The sequence below is a fragment of the Brumimicrobium oceani genome (genome assembly GCF_003143775.1).
Lineage (GTDB): Bacteria > Bacteroidota > Bacteroidia > Flavobacteriales_D > Crocinitomicaceae > Brumimicrobium > Brumimicrobium oceani.
On record NZ_QFRJ01000029.1, the window covers coordinates 1 to 2,934 of the forward strand.

The 2,934-nt window shown below is 32.9% G+C and carries 5 protein-coding genes and 1 pseudogene; 3 read left to right on the plus strand and 3 right to left on the minus strand.

Going from position 1 to position 2,934, the window contains the following annotated elements:
- Positions 1-8: 8 nt before the first annotated feature.
- Entirely contained in the window at positions 9-146 is a 138-nt protein-coding gene (locus DIT68_RS16110; protein ID WP_255411182.1) for a tyrosine-type recombinase/integrase, read from the plus strand.
- 68 nt (positions 147-214) lie between these two features.
- Here the strand turns inward: DIT68_RS16110 and DIT68_RS16115 are convergent, their stop codons facing one another.
- The 3 genes from DIT68_RS16115 to DIT68_RS16125 form a co-directional block, all read right to left on the minus strand.
- Positions 215-739 carry a GNAT family N-acetyltransferase gene (locus DIT68_RS16115; RefSeq protein ID WP_109360853.1) on the minus strand — a complete coding sequence of 175 codons (525 nt, stop codon included), beginning with the start codon at positions 737-739 and terminating at the stop codon, positions 215-217.
- Positions 727-1,182, minus strand: coding sequence for a GNAT family N-acetyltransferase (locus tag DIT68_RS16120; protein ID WP_109360850.1), 456 nt, complete (start codon positions 1,180-1,182; stop codon positions 727-729). The genes DIT68_RS16115 and DIT68_RS16120 overlap by 13 nt, the downstream gene beginning before the upstream one ends.
- Before the next feature lie 117 nt (positions 1,183-1,299).
- Positions 1,300-1,929, minus strand: a complete 630-nt coding sequence (locus DIT68_RS16125; protein WP_109360851.1) for a CatA-like O-acetyltransferase — start codon at positions 1,927-1,929, stop codon at positions 1,300-1,302.
- A 328-nt stretch (positions 1,930-2,257) separates the two neighbouring features.
- On the opposite strand from DIT68_RS16125, the gene DIT68_RS16130 reads away from it, so the two are divergent.
- Together DIT68_RS16130 and DIT68_RS16600 are read left to right on the plus strand one after the other, a co-directional pair.
- Positions 2,258-2,716 (plus strand): tyrosine-type recombinase/integrase, encoded by a 459-nt coding sequence (locus tag DIT68_RS16130; RefSeq protein WP_109360852.1) that lies wholly within the window; start codon positions 2,258-2,260, stop codon positions 2,714-2,716.
- A gap of 39 nt (positions 2,717-2,755) precedes the next feature.
- Positions 2,756-2,934, plus strand: a pseudogene (locus DIT68_RS16600) (IS91 family transposase); the annotation flags it as partial.

Genomic DNA, 2,934 nt, shown 5'->3' on the forward strand with positions numbered 1-2,934 from the left:
CAAAGAAAATCACAGCTCACATTTTAAGACACTCTTACGCTACGCATTTACTAGAAAGCGGTTTAAATTTACTTGCTCTAAAAGACCTTTTGGGTCATGCTCGAATAGAGACAACTTTGATTTATCTTCATGTTTCTAACAACTAATTATTCAGCTTTGGCCTATCGGCAAGCCGAATACTTAGTTGTTAGCGGCTGCCTTCTTTTCTTCCGTTTTAGTTTGTTAGTTTTAGTTTCATCATAATGTCTGTTTGCTCATCGTTGCCAAGTTTAAAAATGTGCTTATCAAATTCTACAAAACCATTTTTTTTGTAAAATTTGATTGCTCTTGGATTTTCTTCCCAAACGCCTAACCAAATATAATCTGCATCTTTCTGCTTGGCTATTTCAATTGCTTTATCATAAAGAATTTGTCCGATTTTTTTTCCTTGAAACTCTTTAAGTACGTAAATTCTTTCGATTTCAAGAGACTTGTCGTCTTTTAATTCCGTTTGAGAATCGCCAAAATTTATTTTCAGATAACCAACAATTTTATTTTCAAGTTGGGCAAAATAAAATATGGCGTTTTTGTCGTTCAATTCAGCCGTCAGCTTTTCAATGGAAAATCGTTCGTCTAAATATTTCTGCATATTTTCTTGGGTGTTACCTGTCGAAAATGTTTCGTAAAAAGTCTGTCTTCCAATTTTTTGCAATTGGTCTATTTCATTGGTCGTTATTCGTGTTATTTTCATAAATTCCATTCGTAATTTAGCCATTCATTATTTTGATTAGCACCCAACCTTTCATAAAATTTTTGACCTGCTTTGTTCCAAGGTGCAACCGTCCATTTTATTTGTTCGCAATTATGCACCAACGCTTCATCCCACAAAGCTTTCATCAGTCGTTCGCCAATTTTCCGACCACGATAATTTTCGTCCACATAAAGTTCTTTCATATAAATTGCAGGTTTGTTTTGGGCAGTGTAAGGTAAAAAATAATAGACCAATATTCCCACAATTTTATCGTTGTCTTCGGCTACAATACAATGAAAGTCAGGTGGGCTTTTCCGAAAACCACTGTTCTTTACAACTTCTGGCGTAATTGCAAAACTGTCAATATATTTTTCAAAAACAGCTAATTCTTTCATTAAAACCCAAATTTTATGACTGTCTTTTTCTGTTGCTTTTCTAATGATTATGTCCATTTTTTTTGTTTTGATGGTTGTTCAGATAAGGTTGCCGCTAACGATTTGCATATTCTGGCATTGAGGCAATTTGCTTACAAACAATCATAAAAATATTCAATATTTAGAAGCAAATTGTTATTTTGTATTGAGTTGATTTTGAAATTCAGTTAAATATTTTGCCATGTGGAAACCATCAACTAATCCATGATGAGCTTCTATAGAAATCGGTAACATCCTTTTTCCTTCTCGGATAGTAAACTTTCCAAATGTTATTTTAGGAACAGATTCTTTTTGGTCAAAATTTGTAGGATGTAATAATCCGCTAAATGAATTCCATGGAATAGTTGAATGACGAATTAAATCCTTTTTAATATCATCGTTATTTAGTCTTAATCCTGAACAGTTTTTTACTGCTAAAATTTCATTTTTTAATTCTGCGTTAAAAGTCTCAAAATCTAAAGTAAAATTAACAAATCCAAAGCCGAAAGTTTCGTCTTCTCTTCCAACAGTTATTCCAGCATGAACTTTTTCGAATTCTATTATTTCATTATCAACGATTCTATATTTTAGTTCATCTACAGAATTAACTGCAATCATTGATTTATGAAGGTAATTTGCAAAGAAAGATTTACCGTTTTCTTTAGAATTTTTATAGCATTCATCACAATCAACTTCTGTAACTATCCCGAAAGTTGGACTTGCCATTTTTGAAAAAAAATCAAAATGCTCTTTTCTTTTCCATTTAGTTAAGTCTATTTTTTTCATTAATAATTTGTTGTATTAAGTTTATGAATACGTATTCTTTGGTTTAGGTTGCCGCTAACGTGTTTGTATATGGTTTGTTGCGTGGTTTAGCACGAAATTTAGCAAATAAAAACCGAATAGAAAGTCCGCGAGGACTTTCGTAAGTAGGCTGTAACTAGCAATGAATTATATACGTTGTTGAACGAATCCTCCTAACGTCGGAAGCTTCTCTCACCCTCTAAATTAGCAATTTACTATATTTGAATACAAATTAAATCAAATATTATGTATAAAAAAAAGTAAAACCCTCGTTGAAATTGCAATTTTAGAGGTTGCAGGTTTTGAAGACTTGCACGAGAAACTAACCAAAAGCTTCTCGATTAATGGAAAGTCAGAAAGCACACTAAAGAACTACTCCAGATGCCTTGCGCACTTGGCTTTACATTACAAGAAAAGTCCAGAACATCTAGATAAAGAAGCCATTGATGACTATCTTTTTCACTGTAAAAACCAACATAATACTCCCTCGGATAGTTTTTTCAAACACACGATTTATGGACTAAGGGCGATCTACAAATTGCTTGGAATGGATGGTCAGAAAGTTCAACTTCCTGAGATAAAGCGACAAAACGATCTTCCTGTGGTGATGAGTTTAGAGGAAGTGAAAAAATTAATCAATGCGCCAAAATATTTAAAGCATAGACTTATAATTGCCACTCTTTACGGCTGTGGACTGAGAAGTTATGAACTGTGTGCTTTAAAATTATCAAATGAACTTTTAGAAGTTCCATACTTTATTCACCTATAATTTATTTTTAAAGGTGTTCATGATTCGCTTCGCTTAATTCATTTGGTTTTTACGCTTCCTTCAGAATTTAATGAATATGCTTTAAGAGAAGGCAAAATCATTTATGGTTCATTATTTAAGGCTGCTTGGGAGACCTTGAAACAGTTTTCAGAAAACCCCAAACACCTTGGCGCTAAGATGGGAATGATTTCGATTTTACACACTTGGGGTCAGAATAT

Coding starts and splice junctions, on each gene's coding strand:
- DIT68_RS16125 (WP_109360851.1), bottom strand. CDS start 1,929: ATGAAAAAAATAGACTTAACTAAATGGAAAAGAAAAGAGCATTTTGAT.
- DIT68_RS16120 (WP_109360850.1), bottom strand. CDS start 1,182: ATGGACATAATCATTAGAAAAGCAACAGAAAAAGACAGTCATAAAATT.
- DIT68_RS16115 (WP_109360853.1), bottom strand. CDS start 739: ATGGAATTTATGAAAATAACACGAATAACGACCAATGAAATAGACCAA.